General features: G+C 38.0%; 19 protein-coding genes. 4 read left to right on the top strand and 15 right to left on the bottom strand.

Annotated features, from left to right (window positions below):
* Positions 1-16: 16 nt before the first annotated feature.
* The 10 genes from ABC382_RS05745 to nagZ form a co-directional block, all read right to left on the bottom strand.
* A complete protein-coding gene (locus ABC382_RS05745; RefSeq protein WP_322611699.1) occupies positions 17-859 on the bottom strand; it encodes a nucleotidyltransferase in 843 nt (280 codons plus the stop codon).
* A gap of 139 nt (positions 860-998) precedes the next feature.
* Positions 999-3,128, bottom strand: coding sequence for a type IA DNA topoisomerase (locus ABC382_RS05750; protein ID WP_322611700.1), 2,130 nt, complete (start codon positions 3,126-3,128; stop codon positions 999-1,001).
* A gap of 282 nt (positions 3,129-3,410) precedes the next feature.
* Complete coding sequence (locus tag ABC382_RS05755; RefSeq protein ID WP_322611701.1) at positions 3,411-5,498, bottom strand: serine hydrolase domain-containing protein; 2,088 nt, start codon at positions 5,496-5,498, stop codon at positions 3,411-3,413.
* Positions 5,499-5,909: 411 nt separating this feature from the next.
* Complete coding sequence (locus tag ABC382_RS05760) at positions 5,910-6,401, bottom strand: hypothetical protein (protein ID WP_322611702.1); 492 nt, start codon at positions 6,399-6,401, stop codon at positions 5,910-5,912.
* A gap of 244 nt (positions 6,402-6,645) precedes the next feature.
* The gene (locus ABC382_RS05765) at positions 6,646-8,463 is read right to left on the bottom strand and encodes a sensor histidine kinase (RefSeq protein WP_322611703.1); all 1,818 of its coding nucleotides are present in this window, start codon (positions 8,461-8,463) and stop codon (positions 6,646-6,648) included.
* The gene (locus tag ABC382_RS05770) at positions 8,460-9,140 is read right to left on the bottom strand and encodes a response regulator transcription factor (RefSeq protein ID WP_322611704.1); all 681 of its coding nucleotides are present in this window, start codon (positions 9,138-9,140) and stop codon (positions 8,460-8,462) included. The genes ABC382_RS05765 and ABC382_RS05770 overlap by 4 nt, the downstream gene beginning before the upstream one ends.
* Before the next feature lie 571 nt (positions 9,141-9,711).
* On the bottom strand, positions 9,712-10,893 hold the full coding sequence (locus ABC382_RS05775) for a NupC/NupG family nucleoside CNT transporter (protein ID WP_322611705.1): 1,182 nt from the start codon (positions 10,891-10,893) through the stop codon (positions 9,712-9,714).
* A gap of 114 nt (positions 10,894-11,007) precedes the next feature.
* Positions 11,008-11,718 carry a purine-nucleoside phosphorylase gene (deoD, locus tag ABC382_RS05780; protein ID WP_322611706.1) on the bottom strand — a complete coding sequence of 237 codons (711 nt, stop codon included), beginning with the start codon at positions 11,716-11,718 and terminating at the stop codon, positions 11,008-11,010.
* A 205-nt stretch (positions 11,719-11,923) separates the two neighbouring features.
* On the bottom strand, positions 11,924-13,363 hold the full coding sequence (locus ABC382_RS05785) for an AcpB/EbpR/MafR family transcriptional regulator (protein WP_322611707.1): 1,440 nt from the start codon (positions 13,361-13,363) through the stop codon (positions 11,924-11,926).
* Between the two features lie 67 nt (positions 13,364-13,430).
* On the bottom strand, positions 13,431-15,104 hold the full coding sequence (gene nagZ / locus ABC382_RS05790; protein WP_322611708.1) for a beta-N-acetylhexosaminidase: 1,674 nt from the start codon (positions 15,102-15,104) through the stop codon (positions 13,431-13,433).
* A gap of 192 nt (positions 15,105-15,296) precedes the next feature.
* Here nagZ and ABC382_RS05795 point away from each other — a divergent pair, with 192 nt between their 5' ends.
* Both ABC382_RS05795 and ABC382_RS05800 read left to right on the top strand, forming a co-directional pair.
* Positions 15,297-15,692 (top strand): glucosamine 6-phosphate synthetase, encoded by a 396-nt coding sequence (locus tag ABC382_RS05795; RefSeq protein ID WP_274796802.1) that lies wholly within the window; start codon positions 15,297-15,299, stop codon positions 15,690-15,692.
* A 61-nt stretch (positions 15,693-15,753) separates the two neighbouring features.
* Positions 15,754-16,701, top strand: coding sequence for a cullin alpha solenoid domain-containing protein (locus ABC382_RS05800; protein ID WP_412926658.1), 948 nt, complete (start codon positions 15,754-15,756; stop codon positions 16,699-16,701).
* A gap of 61 nt (positions 16,702-16,762) precedes the next feature.
* Here the strand turns inward: ABC382_RS05800 and ABC382_RS05805 are convergent, their stop codons facing one another.
* The 3 genes from ABC382_RS05805 to ABC382_RS05815 all read right to left on the bottom strand — a co-directional run bounded on the left by ABC382_RS05805 (position 16,763) and on the right by ABC382_RS05815 (position 18,647).
* Positions 16,763-17,071 (bottom strand): hypothetical protein, encoded by a 309-nt coding sequence (locus ABC382_RS05805; protein ID WP_274796801.1) that lies wholly within the window; start codon positions 17,069-17,071, stop codon positions 16,763-16,765.
* A 65-nt stretch (positions 17,072-17,136) separates the two neighbouring features.
* The gene (locus ABC382_RS05810; protein ID WP_322605196.1) at positions 17,137-17,670 is read right to left on the bottom strand and encodes a GNAT family N-acetyltransferase; all 534 of its coding nucleotides are present in this window, start codon (positions 17,668-17,670) and stop codon (positions 17,137-17,139) included.
* Positions 17,671-17,777: 107 nt separating this feature from the next.
* Positions 17,778-18,647 carry a GNAT family N-acetyltransferase gene (locus tag ABC382_RS05815; protein WP_312506278.1) on the bottom strand — a complete coding sequence of 290 codons (870 nt, stop codon included), beginning with the start codon at positions 18,645-18,647 and terminating at the stop codon, positions 17,778-17,780.
* 280 nt (positions 18,648-18,927) lie between these two features.
* Here ABC382_RS05815 and ABC382_RS05820 point away from each other — a divergent pair, with 280 nt between their 5' ends.
* Complete coding sequence (locus ABC382_RS05820) at positions 18,928-20,100, top strand: multidrug effflux MFS transporter (protein WP_322611779.1); 1,173 nt, start codon at positions 18,928-18,930, stop codon at positions 20,098-20,100.
* A 97-nt stretch (positions 20,101-20,197) separates the two neighbouring features.
* Here ABC382_RS05820 and ABC382_RS05825 read toward each other — a convergent pair whose 3' ends face one another.
* A complete protein-coding gene (locus tag ABC382_RS05825) occupies positions 20,198-20,695 on the bottom strand; it encodes a hypothetical protein (RefSeq protein WP_322611780.1) in 498 nt (165 codons plus the stop codon).
* 96 nt (positions 20,696-20,791) lie between these two features.
* Between ABC382_RS05825 and ABC382_RS05830 the strand changes: the two genes are divergently transcribed.
* Positions 20,792-21,244 (top strand): NUDIX domain-containing protein, encoded by a 453-nt coding sequence (locus ABC382_RS05830; RefSeq protein ID WP_274796799.1) that lies wholly within the window; start codon positions 20,792-20,794, stop codon positions 21,242-21,244.
* A gap of 32 nt (positions 21,245-21,276) precedes the next feature.
* Here ABC382_RS05830 and ABC382_RS05835 read toward each other — a convergent pair whose 3' ends face one another.
* Positions 21,277-21,720: a GNAT family N-acetyltransferase gene (locus ABC382_RS05835; RefSeq protein ID WP_322611710.1), complete on the bottom strand. Its 444-nt coding sequence runs from the start codon at positions 21,718-21,720 to the stop codon at positions 21,277-21,279.
* Positions 21,721-21,726 lie beyond the last annotated feature (6 nt).

Genomic DNA, 21,726 nt, shown 5'->3' on the forward strand with positions numbered 1-21,726 from the left:
TTATTCAACCAAACTATTACCATTTCAGCTTTAATTCTCTATTAGGGTTATGGCATTGTAACCATTTGTCAGCTTCACTGACCATCCACGACCCAAATTCATTTAAAAACAATAACAATTCGTTTGTATCTTTGATGGGTGTTATCGCATATTCAAGTGCCTTTCTCATGTCACTTTCCTTTTCAGGGAAACATTCCGAAAACAATTTGTAAGCGGGGTATAAATCCCTTGTATATGTGTTTTCCTTAGTTATGGTAAGTGCAAGTCCTGCTCTTACAATAATTTTCATAATCCATTTACAACAATCTTTAATATCCTCTACATCAGAATTGTCTTGAAGGTCATCATAGGCAATTTTAATTTGTCCCTGTAAATGAATAAGGTGGTCATTCGCTAAAGCTTCGTTCGCTTTATACCTTGGTAATAGAGGTATTAAATCCTCTCCTAACACACATATACTATGGGTTTGGAGTATGAAACTAATGATTGAAAAAGATGCCGTATTTAAAATATCTTCTTTGCAGTAAACACTTAGTTCAATCCCATCGACACAAGTATGGTTCTGAGTTAATGCATCTTCCACTTCTTTTATCCGCTTTAACTGCAGTTTATTAGGTTTTTGCTTCGTAACCGCTATCGTGTCTAAGTCAGCTACTCCTTCAATACCTATCCCTTTTGGAATCGATCCCCTTATATATACGCTATGTAAGTCATCTTGAAGCAGGGTGCAATACGTATGAACCACATCGTTTATTACAGGATGAAAAATTGAGTTGATTTTATTCCAATCTGAATGATTAATAATGTGTCCATCACTATCCGTAACACAGAAGCTTCCAATCTCTTTAATTGTAGTCATCACATTACTCCTTTTTTCCATATCACATAAAAATAGGGTAGCATGTTCTATAGTGAACGAGCTATCCTACTTTCAAAATTGAGATAACCTTCAAAAACTACCCTTCAGCAAACTCATTCTTCAAAGCAAACATCAGCGTTTATTTTTCATTAAACTCAAATTCAATCTTTCCTTCTACCAAGCGGAGTGCCGCATTAAATGGTTTACCATTTTTTGATTTAAAGCCTTTCATCACGGCAGTTTTACCCATCTTGCATAAATCATGTATGTTCTTTTCCGTTAGTTTTTTGCCTAGTAGCCTTTCTGGGAACGTTTGCTTACAGCCATTTTTATAATTCGAACAGCCATAAAAGCTTTTGCGCAAACCTATTTTTCCTACTTTACATGTTGGACACGTCACAATCTCTTTCGCAGTAGCTGGTTTAAAGTGCTCAGCTTCAATTGTAAGTGACTCTAGCTGTTGAGGCACATCCTGTATTAATTGATTAATAAACTTGCCAATACTATCAATAAAATGCTTTGCAGAGCCTTCGCCACGTCCAATTTTATGTAAGTAAATTTCCCATTTTGCTGTCATCGATGGACTGGACAGCAATGTTCCTTCAATGGCCCGACATAAAAGCTCCCCTTTTGGCATTATGCTCACGATGTTTTTTCGTACTTCAATAAATCCATGCTTTTTAATCGTCTCGATTATGCCGCTTCGCGTTGCTTCTGTCCCAATACCTTCAATCGATTTGAGTACCTCGATTTCTTCTTCATTCTCCACGGATTTACCACATGTTTTCATCATCGTAATGAGTTGCCCTTCTGTATAGGGCTTAGGAGGGGTTGTTGTGCCTTCTAAAATAGCGACCTGACATTGTACCATTTCATCTTTGCTTACGACAGGTAATGACTCGTCACGAGCCTGCACGTCTTTATCACTTGAAAACAACTCTTTCCAGCCTTTTACAAGCTCCGTTTTCCCTACCGTTTTAAATTCTACATTTTTGACATTTGTGATAATCGTTTTTTCATCGTATTCATAATCTTGGTGAAACATGGCCAGTGTCGTATTGATGATTTCGAAATAAACATTGCGTTCATCCGTATTCATCGATTGTAGCGCTTTTTCTGTCGGTACCTTTCTCGTTGGAATTATGGCATAATGCTCCCCAACGTTGGCATTGTCGACGTAACGTTTGTTTGACCCTCGATTGATCGTATGAAAGGACTTCCCTACAAGCTTTTGATAGTTACCCAGAGATTCATTTAAATAGGCAAACTCATTTTGCGTAATGAGCTGTGAATCGGTACGTGGGTAAGAAACAAGCTTTTTCTCATAAAGTGATTGCGTAAGTTTCAACACATAGGACGGACTATATTTCCAACGTTTATTGGCAGCTGCTTGTAATGTGGATAGTGCATGTAGTTTGGGCGGTGCAATCCGTTTCGTTTTGTTCGTGACACTCGTAATTTGACCTATATCCATTGGTTCAATCCCATGTTGTTGCAGGAATTGCACGGCCTCTGCACGCTCTTTTGTTTTTAACTTGGCCTTCCCCTTGTACACACCATTCTGCGCTTTAAAAACCCCTTCAATTTCATAAAAATGTTCAGGCTTGAACTGTTCAATTTCCTGCTGTCTTTTATAAATTAGATAGACAGTTGGCGATTGCACACGTCCAATGGAGATACTCCCCTTAAAGCCTTTCTTCTGTAAAAGTAGTGTATAGAGGCGACTACAGTTCATCCCTACGAGCCAATCGCTAATTTGACGCGTTTTTGCTTCTTGATACATCAGCAAATCACGCTCATTACTCTGCATATTATTAAAGCCTTTCCGAATTTCCTCCACCTCTAATGAATTGATCCATAATCGTTTCACAGGCTTATTTACTTTCGTCATTTTTAAAAGGGAGTAAAAGATATTTGAACCCTCACGCTCACTATCACAGCAGTTATAGATCATCGTCACTTGCGGATCATGAAAGATTTTTTTTACAGCATTGAACTGTGTATACATTTTAGAAACGACTTTATCTTCAAATTTCTGCGGAATGATCGGTAATGAGGACAGCGACCATTTCTCCCATTCCTTTTGATATTCTTTCGGTTCCTTTAACTCAACAAGATGACCAACTGCCCAGGTAATGATGGCTCCTTCAGGAAAAGTAGAACACGGTTCCAATTCAATAAATACTTTCTCTTTTTGTTTAATTTTAAATGCATCAGCATAGGCTCTTGCTTGAGAAGGTTTCTCTGCCAAAATGGCCATTTTCCCCATTGATTATCACATCTTCTTTTAAAAGTTTAGTAGATTTTTCTAGAAAAACACAAAACCCAACTAATCAGATTAGTTGAGTTTAAAGTGAAATACTCTACTATTATTTTACTGTAAACAATATAAAATATCACTTACTAAAATCTTTGATAGAAGACCCTTCAAAAATTTTTAATTTCCAATCGGGGGAGAAATATGCTTCGCCAAGAAATCAATCTGAAAGGATTAAACAAAACCAGCTAAACACTTTTTTTCTGTAATAACTGGTTTTGTTAAGTATGCTAGTTAGTTCAGCGTGATGGTAAATTCCGAGTTAGGTGCGCCGGCAAATACAACCGTTCCGTTCTTCGGCAGTTTTACTTTGTTTTTGCCACTCACAACGGTAAAATTGACACATACTCCTGCCTCATCATATACCGCGAATGAACTTTTGGAAGGCAACGACACAGTCATCGTTTTTCCTGCTGCCGCTTGTGGTATTGTAAACCATTTAGCTTGACCATTTGCATGCAGTGTAACTTTGGATGATTGACCTGAATCAAGTGGTTTTAAATTTGACCCACTAACGTATAACAATCCGGCCATCTCCATATATTCAACACCGTCTTCACTATAGAAACGAGCTTCTGTCATATCACGACCATTCATCACAGGAATCTGGAGTTGATGTCCCGCAGAGTTTGGGCCAGTAATTTTTCTGCTCTCCCAATAACCTTCAAAATTGTCATCGCGATTAATTTGTTTGATAAGCATCATTGGTAGAAGATATTGAGCCGAACTGAATTTCTCATTCACGAGATAGAACTTAACGCCCTCTCGCTTCGCCCATGCAGCAGCTGTTTCCTTCGACAGTACATTGTCTTCTAGTTTCTCAGCTAAATAGTGAGTCACCGCAACTTCCCCAAAACCTGGTGTTGTTTGATAGGTACTCTCTTTCAAATAAGTTCTTCCATTCTTCTCACTGACAAAGTTAAGCTTGGAGGTACCCTCCTCATTCATAAAGCTACCATCTGCGGTATATACAAATTTTTCTTCTGTATAATTTGGTAATAATAGTTCCCCATTTTTCGTAATTTCTATTTTGAAATGACCGTAACTATTACCATATAAGCCCGCTTTCTTTGCTACATCTTGAGGCATCTTTGCCTTGTTCGGCTTGCCAAAGGATTTGTTTGGCTTAATCTCGTTAATTGTACCCTTCTCTTTTAGGGCTGCGAGCAATAAATCATTAGCCATCATTTGATTTGTCACGCTGCTGCCACCTGATGATAATACAGCCACCGCCATTTTCTGTTCTGGAAGCACCACTAGTGAAGCATGTTGTAATCCCGTGTCGCCGCCTTTAGCCAAGCCCTTTATCCCATATTCACTGAATGGATAAAGCTTCACACTATCCCATCCAAGTCCATAGTTGATGCTATTATCTCCATCGCCTGGCCACATACCTTTTTTATATTCCTCTTGCTCCATCGCTTTGACTGCTTTATCAGAGAGGATTCCTTTTCCCTGCCCCATAAATAATTGTGAGAATCGCACCACATCCTCCGCAGTTGAAGAAATCCCTCCTGTGCCAATTACATTTACGGATTCAGCAGGAAGCTGCCCCTTGTATGTTGGAAAATAAAGGCCAGCCCATTTTGCATCTTCCCAATTATCCTGTGGTGTTTTTGTATGATGGAGCTTTAATGGTTCTGTAAACTGCTCGTGTAGAAATTCTGTAAAGCTTAAACCGCTAACTCTTTCAACTAAAATTTCGGCCAACGTAAAGCCATCATTACAGTATACTGAAAATGCACCAGGATCTGCTTTTAAGGTCTTGTCGGATAATTGTCGCAACAAGTTATCATGGGCATAGGTATCATTATCCTCAAATAAAAATGCATTAGTAAACATAGTACCTTGTATGCCGGAAGAGTGGTTCAATAACATACGCGGCGTAATTTTTTTATACCGCTCATCCTTCATCTTGAAATCAGAAACATAGTGGAAAACAGGCGTATCCAAATCGACTTTTCCTTCGTCAACCAATCTCATTACAGCTGCCGCTGTATATACTTTACTAACTGAGCCAATCCCATATAGCGTATCTTTGGTTAACGGCTGCTTCCCTTTTATATCGTTCTTGCCGGTTTGACCCGACAAAACGATTTTGCCATTATCAATTAGCGCATATTGCACACTAATTGTCTCATAGGATTTCATGAGTAATGCAGCCTTCTCTGCTGCAATCTTTTTCAATTCTTGGCTAGCCACTACTTCTTGACTAGCTACAATGGTAGTCTGACTGCTACTAGAAAACGCCATCGCGTTAGTTGGGAGGAATATCGTTAGCGCTAATGAAGCCGCTAACACCCCAGATAGTTTTCTTTTCATGACAGAATTGCCTCCTTGTTAGGTTTGCTTAAGATTATCAGGAACAACGAAAACTCTTTGTCGCCCTTATTAATCATTATATGTAACGAAAACCAATTACAGGAAAAAATAAAGTAAACAGAAGGTAAAATTTATAGCAGTTACTTTCCATATTATTAATGGGGTCAAAGTAGAATTGATTTAAATAAGAACTCAAATAACTATTTGTCTATACTGCCTATAAAAAGTGTTCAAAATGCTAAACACATGGACATTAAGACAGATAAAACTTAAATTTATTCAGAGTCTATAAAAAAGAACAGATTATACAAATGTTCATAGAACTATTTGTATAATCTGTATTCTTACTAATAGATAAAAGTTTAACTTTTTTCTAAAATGCTACAAAAAATTATTACCTCCTTGTATGGATCAATTACTTTTGTATTCAATTACATGTAACACTTTTACTTTTAAATCTTCTATCATTTCCTCTGTTGCTTCTTTTTCTTCTCCTTCAAACTGTCGTTTTAATTGTTCTTTTGCTATAACTTCTATTACATCTTGTGTAGATATATTCTTAGATGCTGCGATTTCTACAACCGATTTACCAGTATCCAAATTTTGTTTCAATTCTCCTGGAGTCATATCTAATAAAGAAAATAGGTCTGAATTATTTAAAAAATCATTAGCAAAGAAATCAGGCTGACTATTTGTTGTAAAGAAAGCCTCATCAGTAAAACTAAATTGCGTTGGTTGCTCGTTACTTTTTTGTTTTATTGTTTCGTCGGTTTGTGTGCTAACTATTTGAGCGGATTTTACTGATGCATCTGCATCTTTCTGAATTTGTTTAGCGTAAGTATGCCCACTACCTAATAAAAATGCTGAAATACCAAAAGCCATGATTAAATTTTTTTTACTCATCTTATTCCCTCTTTTCAGTTATTTTGTATTACATAAACTATTATTGCTGAACTATGTAAAGATAAAATCAAGATGAGGTGGATTCGAAATGAAAATTCATTTAAATTGAAGTTGCTTTTGGCCAGCTGATGGAAAAGTGACCATAAGTAGAAAATTTCACACAATTAATTTTCAATGTAATGCCTTTGCTACAATTAAAAAAGCTCATACAAAAGGTTTATAAAACCGTTTGTATGAGCTTGTCTCACTCTTTTATTGGTAAATAAAAATAAAATTCTACTCCATCGGATGTATTGCAAACACCGTATTCAACTCCATGGAGCATTAATATATTTTTTGAAATTGCCAGTCCCAAGCCAGTTCCACCTTCAGATCTTTTTCTAGAAGCATCAATTCTGTAAAAGCGCTCCCAAATTTTCTCTAAATGATCTTTTTCAATTTGAGCCCCCTTATTCTCAACACTAATTCTTACCTGTTTCCCTTCTGCCTCAATCGCCACAATTATACTTTCTTGCGCAGGCGAGTACCGAATAGCATTCGTCAAAAAATTCATAAGAACCTGCTCGATACGGCGTTGGTTAGCAACTACTTCAATCTGTAATAAGTGGGTCTCAACTCGTAATTGTTTTTGCTCAATTTCAGGCATAAGTTTTTGGCAAATTTCTTCTAACAGCGAATGGATATAAAAAGCATCCATTTGCATTTTATACGTACCCGATTCATACTTTGCTAATTCAAGCATATCGATAATCAATAAATCCATCTTATCCACTTCTTGTTCCAATGCATCGAAGTAATATTCTTTCTTATGATTTGCAACATTTCCTCTCAATATTGTTATGCAGCTTTTCATAATACTTATGGGTGTTTTTAACTCATGTGATACACCAGAAATAAATTCTTTTCGCGTATTCTCTAGCTTTTTTTCCTTTTCAATATCTTGCTGTAGCTGGTCAATATACATACTTAATCTGTTCGAAAGTACATTGATATTCCTTGATAAATCTCCAATCTCATCCTGTGAATGAACAGCAATTGTCTCAGAAAAATCTAAATTTGCTATTTTCTCTGTAGTACGGTTGATTCTCAATAACGGCTTGGCTATTTTCACTGAATAGTAAAAAGATGCCAATAATATCAATATAAAAACAAAAGCAACAATGTAAATATAATATTCCTCAATCATTTGAACAGCTTCATCCACTGGCTGAAGTGAAGCCATTGAAAATATATAGGAGTTTGTTTCATCAGATTTTGTTATTAAAATTTTGTATTTAATGTCGTTTTGTACATAATTACTTTGTTGAGTAGTAAAATTCTGAAAATCCAGTTCATTTAATAATATCTTATTTTGAAAATCTTTAATTTGCTCTAAAAATAGTAAATTAGAATAAATTATGGATAAATTATTACTTTGTGGAAATTGAAAACTAATAATTTTACCCTCCAGATGAACCATATCAGAATTTTCATTAGAGGCATATAACTCCTTTAGCTTTTCCCTCGGTCTCCCTATTTTTTTATAAAGTAAGTTATTCCTGTAGGTTAAAGATTTTTCCAATAGATTAGGGTTTGTATATGTTTCATTTTCTATTATCATTTCAATTGGAGTTAATTGCGACTCTTTTAGTATTCCGATTAAATTTACTTGACTATTCTTCAACAATGATTCCGATAACTGGACCGGATTTTCTCCATCAATGACATATAAAGGAACTTTTATTGTTTTCAATCCAACCATAGTTTGATAATCCTCATGCAATTGCACTTCAATATAGAAATCATCCTCATGCTTTAAATGACCGGACTGATCCAATATTGTAATCCAAGCATTATTTTCATCAGTAAAATCCCTCACTAACTGTTGAATTTTCGTCATGTCATGACTATTTTTTTGATACTCTTTTTCAAATACAGTTAAATTGGATTCTAAATCTCCTACTTTTTTATTGATATAAAATTGTTTGAAGAATATAGTTTGCCCTACAAAAATGGTAGCCAAGATAAGTACACACAGCATAGTGGTTAGTAAAAACAACTTATATACAATTCCTCGCTTCATTGTATATCCTCGAATTTATATCCTGTTCGAACGATCGTTTTAATACAAGTAGAATGGTCTCCTAATTTGTTTCGCAAATTTCGCATGTGACTATTAAGTGTTCGGTCATCTCCAAAATATTCATAGCCCCATATTTTGGTTATAATCTGATCTCTCGTTATAACAATCCCTTTATTTTCCATTAAATATAAAAGCATTTCATATTCTGTATGCGTCAAAGAAATCTCTTTATTATTCACTTGTACAGTCCTAGAAGGTATATGAATTTTGATGCCACCACATTCCAGATAGTCACCTGCTACATCATTTTTTTGCTCCCGATGATGTAACAGTCTTTTAGAACGTGCCAATAAAACGAGTGGATTGTATGGTTTCGTCACATAATCATCGGCTCCCAATTCAAAGCCTAGTAATGTGTCATCTTCATCTGCACGAGCAGTCAACATGATAATCGGGATATTTGAAGTTTTCCGTATGCGACGGCATATCGTCCATCCATCCAATTTTGGTAGCATAATATCTAAAATAATTAAACTCAGCTCATTTTCTTGAAAAACCTGCAGTGCCTCTTCACCATCTTTAGCTTCTAACACTGAATAACCTGCATTCAAGAAATAATCTTTAAGAATCTCTCTTAAAATATCCTCATCTTCTATAATTAATATCGGATCAACCATTTTTATCCCCTGCTTAATTATTAAATGTTCTATTTACATATTCATATTAAGCGAGTGAGTAATTAGAATCAACGACATTGCTAGGATCTTTATTTAATCTTCATATAGGAATATCGAAAAATAAAAGAGACATACATATTTACAGAACAGAACACCCAATAGTGGACACTTTAAAAAAAGTGTTCCTATTCATCAACGCAGACAAATTGAAGCGAATCCGAATGTCGCTTTAGTATCTAATCGTGCCGTTTCAAACCTATGGTGGAAAAGGAAACACAGGTCGTCCGCGAACTTTAGACAAAAAGCAGAAAGTTTAGCAGAATTACATACACTTGTGATGGATTATATGAATCATTACAACCACACAAAAAAGCATTAGACATTAAAAAAGATGACCCCAGCAACTTACCGAAGTCATCTGATCGCAGCGTATGAACAACTACATCCCTTTTTATTAAACTGTCTACAAAATAGAATGCAGTTCACTTGGTAGAATCTTATCCTTTATTTTCTGAATTTCCAATTCAATGAATTGTCCAATTTTCATTGGTGCCTATAATTATGAATCTCCTTAAAATACAATGCCGATAATGATCGCCGAGAGAACGCTTACAAGGGAGGCACCGTAGAGCAATTTTAATCCAAAACGAGCCACTACATTGCCTTGCTTTTCGTTTAACCCTTTTACTGCACCTACAATCGTACCAATGGAACCAAAGTTAGCAAAGGATATAAGGAAAACAGAGACAATGGCTGCTGTACGCTCACTTAAGCTATCTTGGATTTTAACGAAGTCAAGCATGGCAACAAATTCATTGGCCACCAGCTTTGTCGCCATAATACTACCAGCATTAACAGCCTCATGCCATGGTACACCCATAACAAAGGCAACCGGTGCGAAAACATAGCCTAGAATGCCCTGGAATGAGATGCCGAAAATCCCGTTAAATAGGCCATTAATCAAGGCAATTAAGCCAACAAATCCTACCAACATGACCCCAACGATGATGGCTACTTTAAAACCATCCATAATATATTCGCCTAGCATTTCAAAAAACGTTTGCTTTTCGCCTTCCTGCACTTCAATTATATCTTCCTCCGCTTGCACTTCATACGGGTTAATGATGGAGGCAATGATGAAACCACCAAATAAATTTAATAAGAGTGCTGCCACGACATACTTGGGCTCTAGCATCGTCATATAGGAGCCAACAATGGACATCGAAACAGTTGACATAGCTGAAGCACATAAAGTATACAGACGATGTTTCGGTAAAAATCCAATTTGGTTTTTCACCGAAATAAATACTTCATTTTGGCCTACTATTGCAGCTGCCACCGCATTATAGGATTCTAGTTTTCCCATGCCATTAATTTTACTTAGGACTAACCCAATATACTTGATAATAAACGGCAGAATTTTATAATGTTGCAATATTCCGATGATAGCGGACATAAAAACAATCGGCATTAAAACAAAAAGGAAAAATGTATGAGCGCCTTCATTAGCCATCCCACCGAATACAAAATTAGTGCCTTCATTCGCATACTCCAGTAATTTGGCAAAACTATCCGCAAAACCTTTAATTAAAAATTCACCAATTCCCGTTTTAAGTAAAAGAAAGCCTAGCACAAATTGGATTACAATCATCACCATGATGGGGCGATATTTAATCTTTTTCTTATTATTACTTGCAACCCATGCTAAGAATAGAACTAGAATTAGACCTACTATAGAAATTAAAAAATGCATCTTGTCCCCTCCGTAACTAACAATCTTTATAACGTAATGTGAATGTTTTTCCTTCCATATTAATCCTAGTTCTAGAATAATTGCTAAAGGACTTCCACAAATCTACCGCTTTCCTTACGATTCATCGATGATTGTATTAAGTGCAACGTCAACCATTTCATAAAAGGATTTTTCACTTTCTTCGTGGGTTAAGCATTCATTTGTTAATAATTGACTACCTACCGTCAAAATCGATAATGCCTGTACCCCGTATTTAGCAGCTAGTGTATAGAGGGCCGTGCTTTCCATTTCTACACCTAATACACCGAATTCCATAAACTTGTGAAGCCTGTCTAATGTTTCACGATAAAATTCATCAGAATTATAAATGTTACCCACAAAGACATTACCTTTTTTACCTTGCGCTTGTTGATAGGCCTTCATTAACAGGGAAAAATCGGCTGTTGGTGCATAATTATTTCCGTAGAATATTTTTTCCGTCAAATTACTATCTGAGGACACTGCCTGGGCTAAAATAATATCACGGATATTAATGTCCTTTTGCATCGCCCCACATGTACCGATTCGAATCAATTTTTTCACGCCATAATCATTGACCAATTCCGTCCCGTATATACTCATCGATGGATTGCCCATTCCTGTCCCCTGAACAGAAATTGGCACACCTTTGTACATGCCTGTATAACCATACATCCCTCTTACTTCGTTATAACAATAAGCCTTCTCTAAAAAATGCTCCGCAACAAATCTTGCGCGTAAAGGATCTCCAGGCAGCAATACTCGCTCAGCTATTTCTCCCTTTTTTGCACCTAAATGTCTACTCATCTTTAACCCTCCAAGTCCTGTCAATGTATCTCAAATATAATTAGGTAACCGTTTTCATTTACCGATAAAAAAATACTCATAGCCATTTCCAAACAAATTTTCCCTAAATAGAAATCCGTTCAAAAACTACTATGAGTATAAGATTTTTTTATCTCGACAAACTAGACCAGAATGTTACGGAGTGTACGGGAAATAATTGACCAAATTACTGAAGCAATTCTTTCCGAATATTGTCTAAATCTCTTTTGGAAGGGATTGTTGAAATAATAACAACTGGCACTGTTGATAAGACAACAGGGAAATTACTTATAACAAAATCAATGTCGTGCAGCTGTACCATTTCGTCGGTTAGCCCCTTCATAATGGAAGTGATAATGATTAATTGGTCCCCAATTTCATTCTTGATCAAGTTGGCAATGTAATGGCGGATTGAAAACTCCTCTCCGATAACCAAAAATGCTCTTTTACTTTTATAGCGAAGTCCCGAACGAACAAGTAAGGTGAGTTTGGTTAAATGAAAGTCATTATAAAGCACTGAGGGGTATGCTTTTTGCCACTTTTGCATACAGTTCTGCATAGTTTGATAAATCTGTTGACACTCGATTTGAACATAGTTTGTTAAATTACTTTTTGAAATCGCCATCCATTCAGGAATGGCATTATCGATTAACAGCTTGGCAAGGAACTCATAGACCTCTAAGATAAACCGCTCATTCATCTCAAGATGGGGATAAGCCTTTGCCAACAATGTGAACAACTGTTGGCCCATTTGATCGACTTCTTTATTTTTATATAATTCGATTTCTTTCCTCGGCGTCATGTCTGACTCTTCATAATAATGATACTGGCTAATACTAAAGAGAGACTGCAGAAAAAACATTTCACTTTTTGGTAATTCAATTGAATATCTATCTTCCAGTGTCTTCGCAAGGGCTTTTATTGGCAAATAGAAAAATGCCTGTTCCCAATGATAATTACTCTCTGTCACTTTTACATAGTTCCCTGTTTTCACTCTTTCAAGGACAATCGCAACTAAAAAAGATAATTTCCTTTTAGCATTGATAAAATAAACGATGTTTTGTTCATGCTCTATTTTCGTAATTAATTGATGGATCACATCATAGTCACTATTCGTAAATGGCCATCCTGTAAATTCATAGGCATCACCATATAGCTTCCAATAAAAATATCGGATATTTAATTCATTTCCCTTGATGGCTGGTGTCGAGTATGTAATGCGTATTTTATATGGCTTCAGATCATGATTATTTAACTGCATAATGAGTTTTTTCAAAGAGGAGGTGCTCATAAACATAGCTTCCGCGAGCTCCTCCATTGACCACTGATCCCCATTTGTAAACAATACATTCATTAGTCGATAAAAGATGGTTTGCCTGTACATGCTAGAAACCACTTCACTAACGGTTGTACTACTTCGCCCATCTCGTTGTAGAAAAATTCCCTTCCCTCTAGAAACCTCAATCGTCATCGCTGTCGGCAATTGCCCATTGATTTCCTCTACTAACTTTCGGATGGTTTTATCTGAAATATGGAGGCTTTTTTCAACCTCCGCTAAGGTAAACCATCTTTGTTCAGAATCCAGCAAAGTTAATAATGTACTAGCTAATTTGAAATCCTTATCCATGTTTTCACCCCTATCCTGCACTCACAAAAAGGAACATACATGGCAAACTGTATGTCCCTCCCTATCTTTATTTCATATACATATTCAATACTTTTTCAATGTCTGTATTGAGCCTGTTAATATCAACAGCTTTCACAGGTTGATTGGCAAGCTGATACTTTTGCTTCAGCGCAATGATTCTTCGGACGCTGTCATCAATGCGTTCCTCAGTTAGCTCTCCCTTGTTGACGGCCGCCTTCACAGCTTGGATCGCTGCTGTCACATTTGCATACTCATGGGCAATTAAAATAACATCACTACCCGCCTTCACAGAATCTACGGCTGCCCGTCCGATATCAAAATGGTTGGTAATGGCTTTCATGGTCATATCATCCGTCATTACTACACCGTCAAAGTCGAGCTGCTCTCTTAACATACCTGTAATAACGTCCTTCGACATCGATGAAGGATACTGTGGATCAATCTTAGGTAATAAGATATGAGCAACCATCACGACATCAGCACCGTTATCAATGGCTGCTTTAAATGGCACAAGTTCTAGTTGATTCAAATCGTCCAAACTTTTTGTGACCTTAGGCAATTCTAAATGGGAATCTACCGCCGTATCCCCATGACCGGGAAAATGCTTGACAACAGGAATGACCTGCTTGGATTCTAGCCCTTTCATGGTTTCTATGCCTAATTTGCTGACGATATCAGGATCATTGGAAAACGAGCGATCACCGATAATGGGGTTGTTCGGATTGCTATTGACGTCCAGTACAGGGGCAAAATCAAGGTTAAAGCCGAACGCCTTTAGTTGTTCCCCTAGTAATTGACCCACCGCAAATGACAATGATGATTGATTGATGTCACCAATTCTTTGGTTCGTTGGGAAATTTTTTAAAGGTCCAGGTAAACGGACAACCTTTCCACCCTCTTGATCTGTTCCTAGAAAAAGTGGTAGCTGATTATTTACATTTGCAGCCATTAAGGCATTCATGAGTGTGACAGTTTGCTGTGGTGTGTCAAGATTATTGCCATACAGTATCAAACCGCCCACTTTGTAGTCGTGAATGAGACTTGTCGTCTCCTGCTGGAGCGTCGTACCTGAAACGCCTGCAAACATCATTTGCCCGATTTTTTCATCCAATGTCATTTGTTCTACTGTATCTGTTACTTGTTCAGTTAGTTCTGTATAGACCGAAATATGATGCACGACAGGATTAGCATCGCTGTCAGTCGGTTTTGGTAAGATCCATTTTAACTGATACTTGTCATTCACTTGATAGACAAAAATAATTTGATTGGTCGTTGGGTCCTGATAGTAGCGAACCTCATCCGGTTCCCCTAACTTGTTTTTAATATCTGTAAGATGAATTTTCTTCATATCTTCTTTGAATGAACGAATATCAAAGGCCTTTGAACCTTGATAGCCGATGGTCACATCCTGATACTCTTCGTATTGTCCATTCGCTGACTCCGTTACTTGCAGAGGTTTTCCCCATTGCGCATGAACCGTCTGTTGATCGGCTTCTCCCGCAGCAAAGGGGACTTCTGGCACTCTTCCCTCTTGCGCTAAACGGGCTATATCCTGCACGATGTCCCCCACATTCTCAGACACATCCTCTTGGACTGCGCTGGACTCAGAATTTCTTGTCGTTGTTTGTGTGCCTGGCCTTAATTTCATGCCGAAAAAAAGGAACAGACCTATTAACATGAGCACGAGAACTAGGAGCAGACCGCGTCTTCTTTTATGCATAAAAAACCTCCTTCACTCATCCAAAATGACTATCTCGAAACAAAACTACTAGCTAACGTTAACATAACCACTCTATGAATTCAAAACATGTGAAATCAACAAAATTGTTACCCCCATTAGAAAATATTATCGTAAGCTAGCAAAAATACAAAGGAAGATGTTAAAATATTCTCATAAAGGGGGATGCAACGCATGGGGAAATTAAGCAAAAGAAATATATTGTGGATTGTGCCTATTGGTATTTTAGGAGTATTCTGGTACTTTTATGGTCCACAAAAGGATATTACTGACAATGAATATATTACATACGTAAAAAACTATTCCTATGAAAATAGTACAAAAACATTAGAGAGCGCCTTTGCCTCTGCCTGCGACAATCCATATTGGGTTTATTTCGAAACCCAAAAGGGCCAAGACGTGGTAGAGTTCGAGGGAAATTGCCCCGTTAACAATGAAGTAGCCAAAGTGAATATGCAATTTCTTGTAGACAACGCCATCACCAACGTCCAATCAGGTGCAATGCTGGTCGATAGTAAAATGCAAGAGGAAACAGATCGCGATCAATTTCTGCTAGCCCTTGTTCAATAAAAGATAGACGCCCTTATAGTGAGACTATAAGGGTCTTTTTGTGTACCGAGGATGGCAAGTGATGGATAGCTCAGGAAATGTGGCGGATAGAACGGGCAAAGTAGTGGATAGAATCCTGAAAGTGACGGATAGAACACTCAATGTGATGGATAGATCGGCGAATGTGGTGGCGGATAGAGCGCTCAATTTAATCGATAGCTCGCGCAGAACGATAGATTGCGCTAAGGAACCGGAGAAGGTAAGCGAATTAGTGGATAGAATCCTAAAAGTGACGGATAGCTTGGGGAATGTGGCGGATAGAGCGTCCAATTTAATCGATAGCTCGGGCAGAACGATAGATTCCGCTAAGGAACCGGAGAAGGTAAGCGAATTAGTGGATAGAATCCTGAAAGTGACGGATAGAACACTCAATGTGGCGGATAGATCGGCGAATGTGGTGGATAAAACGCTTAAAGTGGCGGATAGAGCGCTCAATTTAATCGATAGCTCGGGCAGAACGATAGATTGCGCTAAGGAACCGGAGAAGGTAAGCGAATTAGTGGATAGAATCCTGAAAGTGACGGATAGCTTGGCAAATGTGGCGGATAGAATGCTTAATGTGACGGTTAGCTTGGGGAATCTGGCGGATAGAGCGTCCAATTTAATCGATAGCTTGGGCAGAACGATAGATTGCGCTAAGGAACCGGAGAAGGTAAGCGAATTAGTGGATAGAATCCTGAAAGTGACGGATAGAACACTCAATTTGGCGGATAGATCGGCGAAACTAGCGGATAGAACACTCAATGTGACGGATAGCTTGGGGAATCTGGCGGATAGTGCGTCCAATTTAATCGATAGCTTGGGCAGAACGATAGATTGCGCTAAGGAACCGGAGAAGGTAAGCGAATTAGTGGATAGAATCCTGAAAGTAGCGGATAGAGCGCTCAATGTGGCGGATAGCTCGGCGAATGTTGCGGATAGAATGCTTAATGTGACGGTTAGCAGGCTCAGATTACTGGATAGCGCATAAAAAGAAGTCTTCTTCTCAAAATAAAAACCCATGTATTGAACATACATGGGTTGAGCTGCTATTAACAATTTTCTGTGGAATAGGAGGACTTTAAAATAGTCCGTTCAATTAGTCTTATTTCGTTATTTAGCTTCGCAATCGCCGCTTCAATTTGTTGATAGCGCTCCATTTGGTTGATCTTCTCGGTTGGTATTGTCTCTTTTAAAGCGGCCTGCCCTGCGTATAAGCTTGCTAGTAAATCTAGCTTCTGAAAATAAGCTGTGCTGTATTGCTCCATAACACCTAGCTCCTCTTCTGTTACATTTTCAAGAACGAATGAATTATTGTTCATATAAGCACTATAACCGAAAATCTCAACCTCAAAACTCACCCTAATTCATTATTTATTATCCACAATTCAGTAAAAAAGTATTCTTTCACTTTATCAAAGGTAAACTATTCATCTTTTTTTAACAAAGAATAGATAAACGTATCATAAGCTTGTCCGTTTTGATATATATAATCCCTCAATATACCTTCTTCCTGAAACCCTAGTTTCCTGAGTAGCTGATTGGATGCTTCATTTGCTAAAAAGACAACAGCTCCGATGCGATTCAAATTCATCGTCTCAAAGCCATAGGTAATTACTTTTTGCACAGCTTCTTTTGTATAGCCTTGTCGCCAGTAATCAGGATGAATTTCATAGCCTATTTCTGCTCGTTGATGCGCCGCCGACCATAAATGAAACCCAATTGTCCCAATAATTTCATTTGAATCCTTATGTTCAATGCCCCAACGAATCCCACGTTTTTCTTCAAAGTTTTTGGCAAAATGCTTGATTAATTCATCAGCCTGTTGCTTATCGACAAATGGCTCCTGCCCATAATAGCGTGTGACCTCCTGATTTGAAAAGCAACGAAAAATCGCACCTACATCGTCCTCTTTGAGTTCTCTTAATCTAAGTCTGTCTGTTTCTAAAATTGGAAACATCATGTCCTCCCCCTCCTCTACCCTCCATACCATTCTCTACCATTCCTTTAAAATCCTTTATTGACAACAAAAAAAAGCGCAGCCTGCAATTAGGCTCGCACTTTTTATTAACCGAATGCTTGTGCTGCAAGAGCAAATAATGTTTGATTGCGAGTAGGCATTTTTTTGGCATTGCGGATCATGACAGGTGGTGTTGCAGCCAATGTAAAACCACTTTGTTGTAAAAATGGCCAAAGCTCCTCTTGGATAGACGGACAGTCGATACGTAATTTCCCGTTATGCCCCTTAGCCAATTCTTTAATAATATTCTGCGCTATTTCCTTATTTGGCGCTACGATGGGTCCTAATAAAAGATAAATGGGTCCTTGAATCGTTAGACCGTACCCAATCAATTGGTTGTGCTCATTTTTCACAACAACACAGCGCTGGGACTGCCGAATTCTTTCCCGCAAAAAGAGTTCTCTACGATCCCCAAATGCTCCTGCATCAAGCTTGACCAGCTGTTCAAATTCCGCTTCTTGAAATTCTTTAATCATGACAAAAGAATCAACGTCCCTTGTCGTCTCTACAAAGTTGTCTGCTAAATATTTATGTACATGCTCAACCGTCCTAAAGCCCATTTTTTCATATAAAGGCTCTCCCTCTTTTGTTGCTACAAGGATAATGGTTGTTTCCTTTGAAACATGATCGATACAAGCTTGTGTAACAACTCTACCTAAGCCAAAACCTCTGCATTGCTCATGCACAATTACCATGCCAATGGAAGCTACATTTGTATCATAGTTCGTTATAGCTGCACATGAAACAATTTTTCCTTCCTTATTTTTATGACCGACTATTCGACCAGCTGCCATGATTGTCTTAATTTCGTGAGCATCATAGTCCCACCCAACAGAAGCCGATAGCTCGATTAATCCTTGAATATCCTTAGCCGTCAATTCTGTGAGCTGAAATACATCTTCACTTTGTAATGTCAATTTTGTTCCTCCTCTACATTTAAAGAACGTTTGTTCTATTTTACATAATTCCCCTTCCATGTACAAGCAATTTCTTTTAGGTTTAGCAATTATTCCTATTTAAATATTGTAAAATGGCTTATAATAGGGACCAGACTATGCACTCCTACTTCAAGCATATAAAGGTGATTTCAACATGACATCCTATGAACGTATACTGATAATGGTCCCGCCGTTTCCCTAGCTACGCAATCTACTTGTAATAGCACAAAGTAGAATTTGCTTGTAGGAGGGCAATATGTTGAAAAAACAGGCAGTACCATCTTTATTGTTAATGATTGTTCTTGTGGCTTTTCCACAAATTAGTGAAACTATTTATACACCATCTCTACCGGATATTGCAGCTGCACTTGGTGTCTCCAATAGCGCTATCCAATTCACCTTAAGCATCTATTTTATTGGCTTTGCATTAGGAGTTTTTGGCTGGGGATGGATTTCTGATATCATTGGTCGCCGCCCTGCCATGTTAGGCGGTCTCCTTTTTTATGGAATTGGGAGCTTACTTTGTTTTTATGCAGAGACACTTCCCTTTCTAATAGGAAGTCGATTTATTCAAGCGTTCGGGGCTGCTACTGGCTCTATTATTACGCAGACCATTTTGCGTGAAAGTGTAACGGGTAGTCAACGACACGCCATGTTTGCACAAATTTCAGCCGTCATAGCCTTTACCCCTGCGGTAGGGCCACTGATTGGTGGATGGGTGGATCAAGCATTAGGCTTTCGGGCTGTGTTTTTTGTTCTTGTTGTGATGAGTATGTTGTTGTTCATCTATGCTTATTGCAGGCTACCTGAAACAACAAATCCTGCAGCAAGACAAAGAATAGCGATTTGGCCTGTCGTCAAACGCCTTTGCGCTTCACCAACCGTTCTTGTTTATGGATTACTCATCGGAGGCATCAATGGTGTGCTATTTAGCTACTATGCTGAAGCACCTTTTATCTTCATCGAGCATTTCAAGATAACGCCTGGCCTATATGGGTTTCTGGGCATCATCGTTGCACTGGCTTCGATCATTGGAGCCATGATCTCAAAGCGACTTGTCAAAAATCATCCACCACAATGGATCATTCACGTTGGTTGTTTGGTGATGCTAATAGGTGCACTTCTTTTAACAATTATCTGTAGTGTACCAATGCACGTAACAATACTGGCGATAGGCATAATGCTAACCGTTTTTCTAATGCTACTCGGTGCTGGCATTGCACTTCCTAATTGTCTAAGTCTTGCATTAGTAGACTTTCAGGATGTTATCGGTACAGCCGGCGCTATTTTTAGTCTTGGCTATTACCTATTAGTCAGTGCCATTACATCGGGCATGAGTTTACTACACAACGGTTCTTTACTGACAATGCCACTTTACTTCTTGGGTCTATCCCTGACGATGTGGCTTTGTGGGAGAAAATATATTCAATAGCAACTTCAATCCATAATGGATGATAGCGCGCATCCAATGACGATAACACAAATGAGCCACCTTAAATTATTTTAAGGTGGCTTCTCCTTCGATCGCATTACTGAAAATAATAATCCACTACTTGTTGTGCGGAATGGAAAACTTTATTGCTTTGCGTTTTATAGAGAAATGTTGGTTGATTACAGGCTTTCTCAAGGCTTTTTGCTTGCTTTAGTTTATCGGTCATTTGCTCAATAATATCGGTATAGCCATCGAGCTGATTGGATATTTTAGGTAGCATTATTGGTGAAATGTCCAAAACAATGGATACTTGATCCTCTGCATAGCTATTTAAATTGATAAAAAAGCACTCTTCCAAATGCTTTGAATGTTTATCCACATTAATAACAGCTTCTTGAAAATTAGCAATTAAGCCTGTTGACGTTTTTTTAATCGTAAAGCCTTGCTGCGTTAAATGCTGTTCAACGAGACTTAAAAACTGTTCTACCTCTGCATCAAGCTTCGGTCTAACAGTTGATTGAATTAAGTCATCGCATTTCTGATGAATTGTATCGATTTCAGCCTGTTTGTCTACAAGAATTTTAAAATTGGACATTGAATACACGCTTTATCTCCCCTTTTTACTAAGGTAGACATTCATGAAGCGTTTTAGTCATGATCCATGTAAAAATAACATTAAAAGGAGAATCCTATGATAAGAAATTCGGTTAAAGCCATCATTATTGTGAATGGGGAAATCTTACTAACAAAAAATCAAGATCCGGAGGGCTTTTTTTATCTTTTCCCGGGAGGCGGACAAGAGCATGGAGAGACCTTTCATGAAGCACTTCAAAGAGAATGTCTTGAAGAAATTGGCTCCTCTGTTCAGATTGGAGAGCTTCTATTTATCCGAGAATATATCGGAAAAAACCATGAACATGCTGCCTTTGATGCTGATGCACACCAAGTAGAATACTATTTTTTATGCCAGTTAAATGGGGTCTCCTGTCAGCCAACGAATCCCGATAGCCATCAAATTGGAACAGAATGGCTACCCATCGAAATGCTACATACGAAGAGACTTTATCCAAAAGCATTCATCGAACCATTACAACAATTTATCCGTGGACAAAAAACAACAATTTACTTGGGTGACATCAATTAAATAGGCTGCCTATTGAAATAGACAGCCCTTTCTTATGTCAGTAGCTTTACCATCGTATAATAGCTGCTACCTGGCGGATAATCTTTAATTTCTCCTACAACACGATAGCCTTGTGTCTCATAAAATGTTCGCGCTTGGAATTCAAAGGTTGTCAACAGTGCTTTCGTTGCTCCCATATCCTTAGCAATTCCCTCAGCCTGTGCCAGTAGCTTTTTGCCCAAACCTTTCCCTCGATATTCTTCACAAAACCAAAATTTATGTATTTCCAGCCAACCCCAGTAGACCTCAGCTGTTATCCCACCAATCCATTGTTGCTGGTCATCAGTGACAATCAGGTGTAAAGGCTGAACTGCACCCTTCTGCCTACTTTCTCGGTGATAAGAGGAATGCTCATTGTTAAATGTTCGAATCTTTTCTGCTAAAAATTTTGTAAATTCATCATGCTCTTCACGTAGAATTTCCACTTGATACTCCATTGCTCT

The sequence above is a fragment of the Lysinibacillus phoenicis genome (assembly GCF_047238325.1).
Taxonomy (GTDB): domain Bacteria; phylum Bacillota; class Bacilli; order Bacillales_A; family Planococcaceae; genus Lysinibacillus; species Lysinibacillus irui.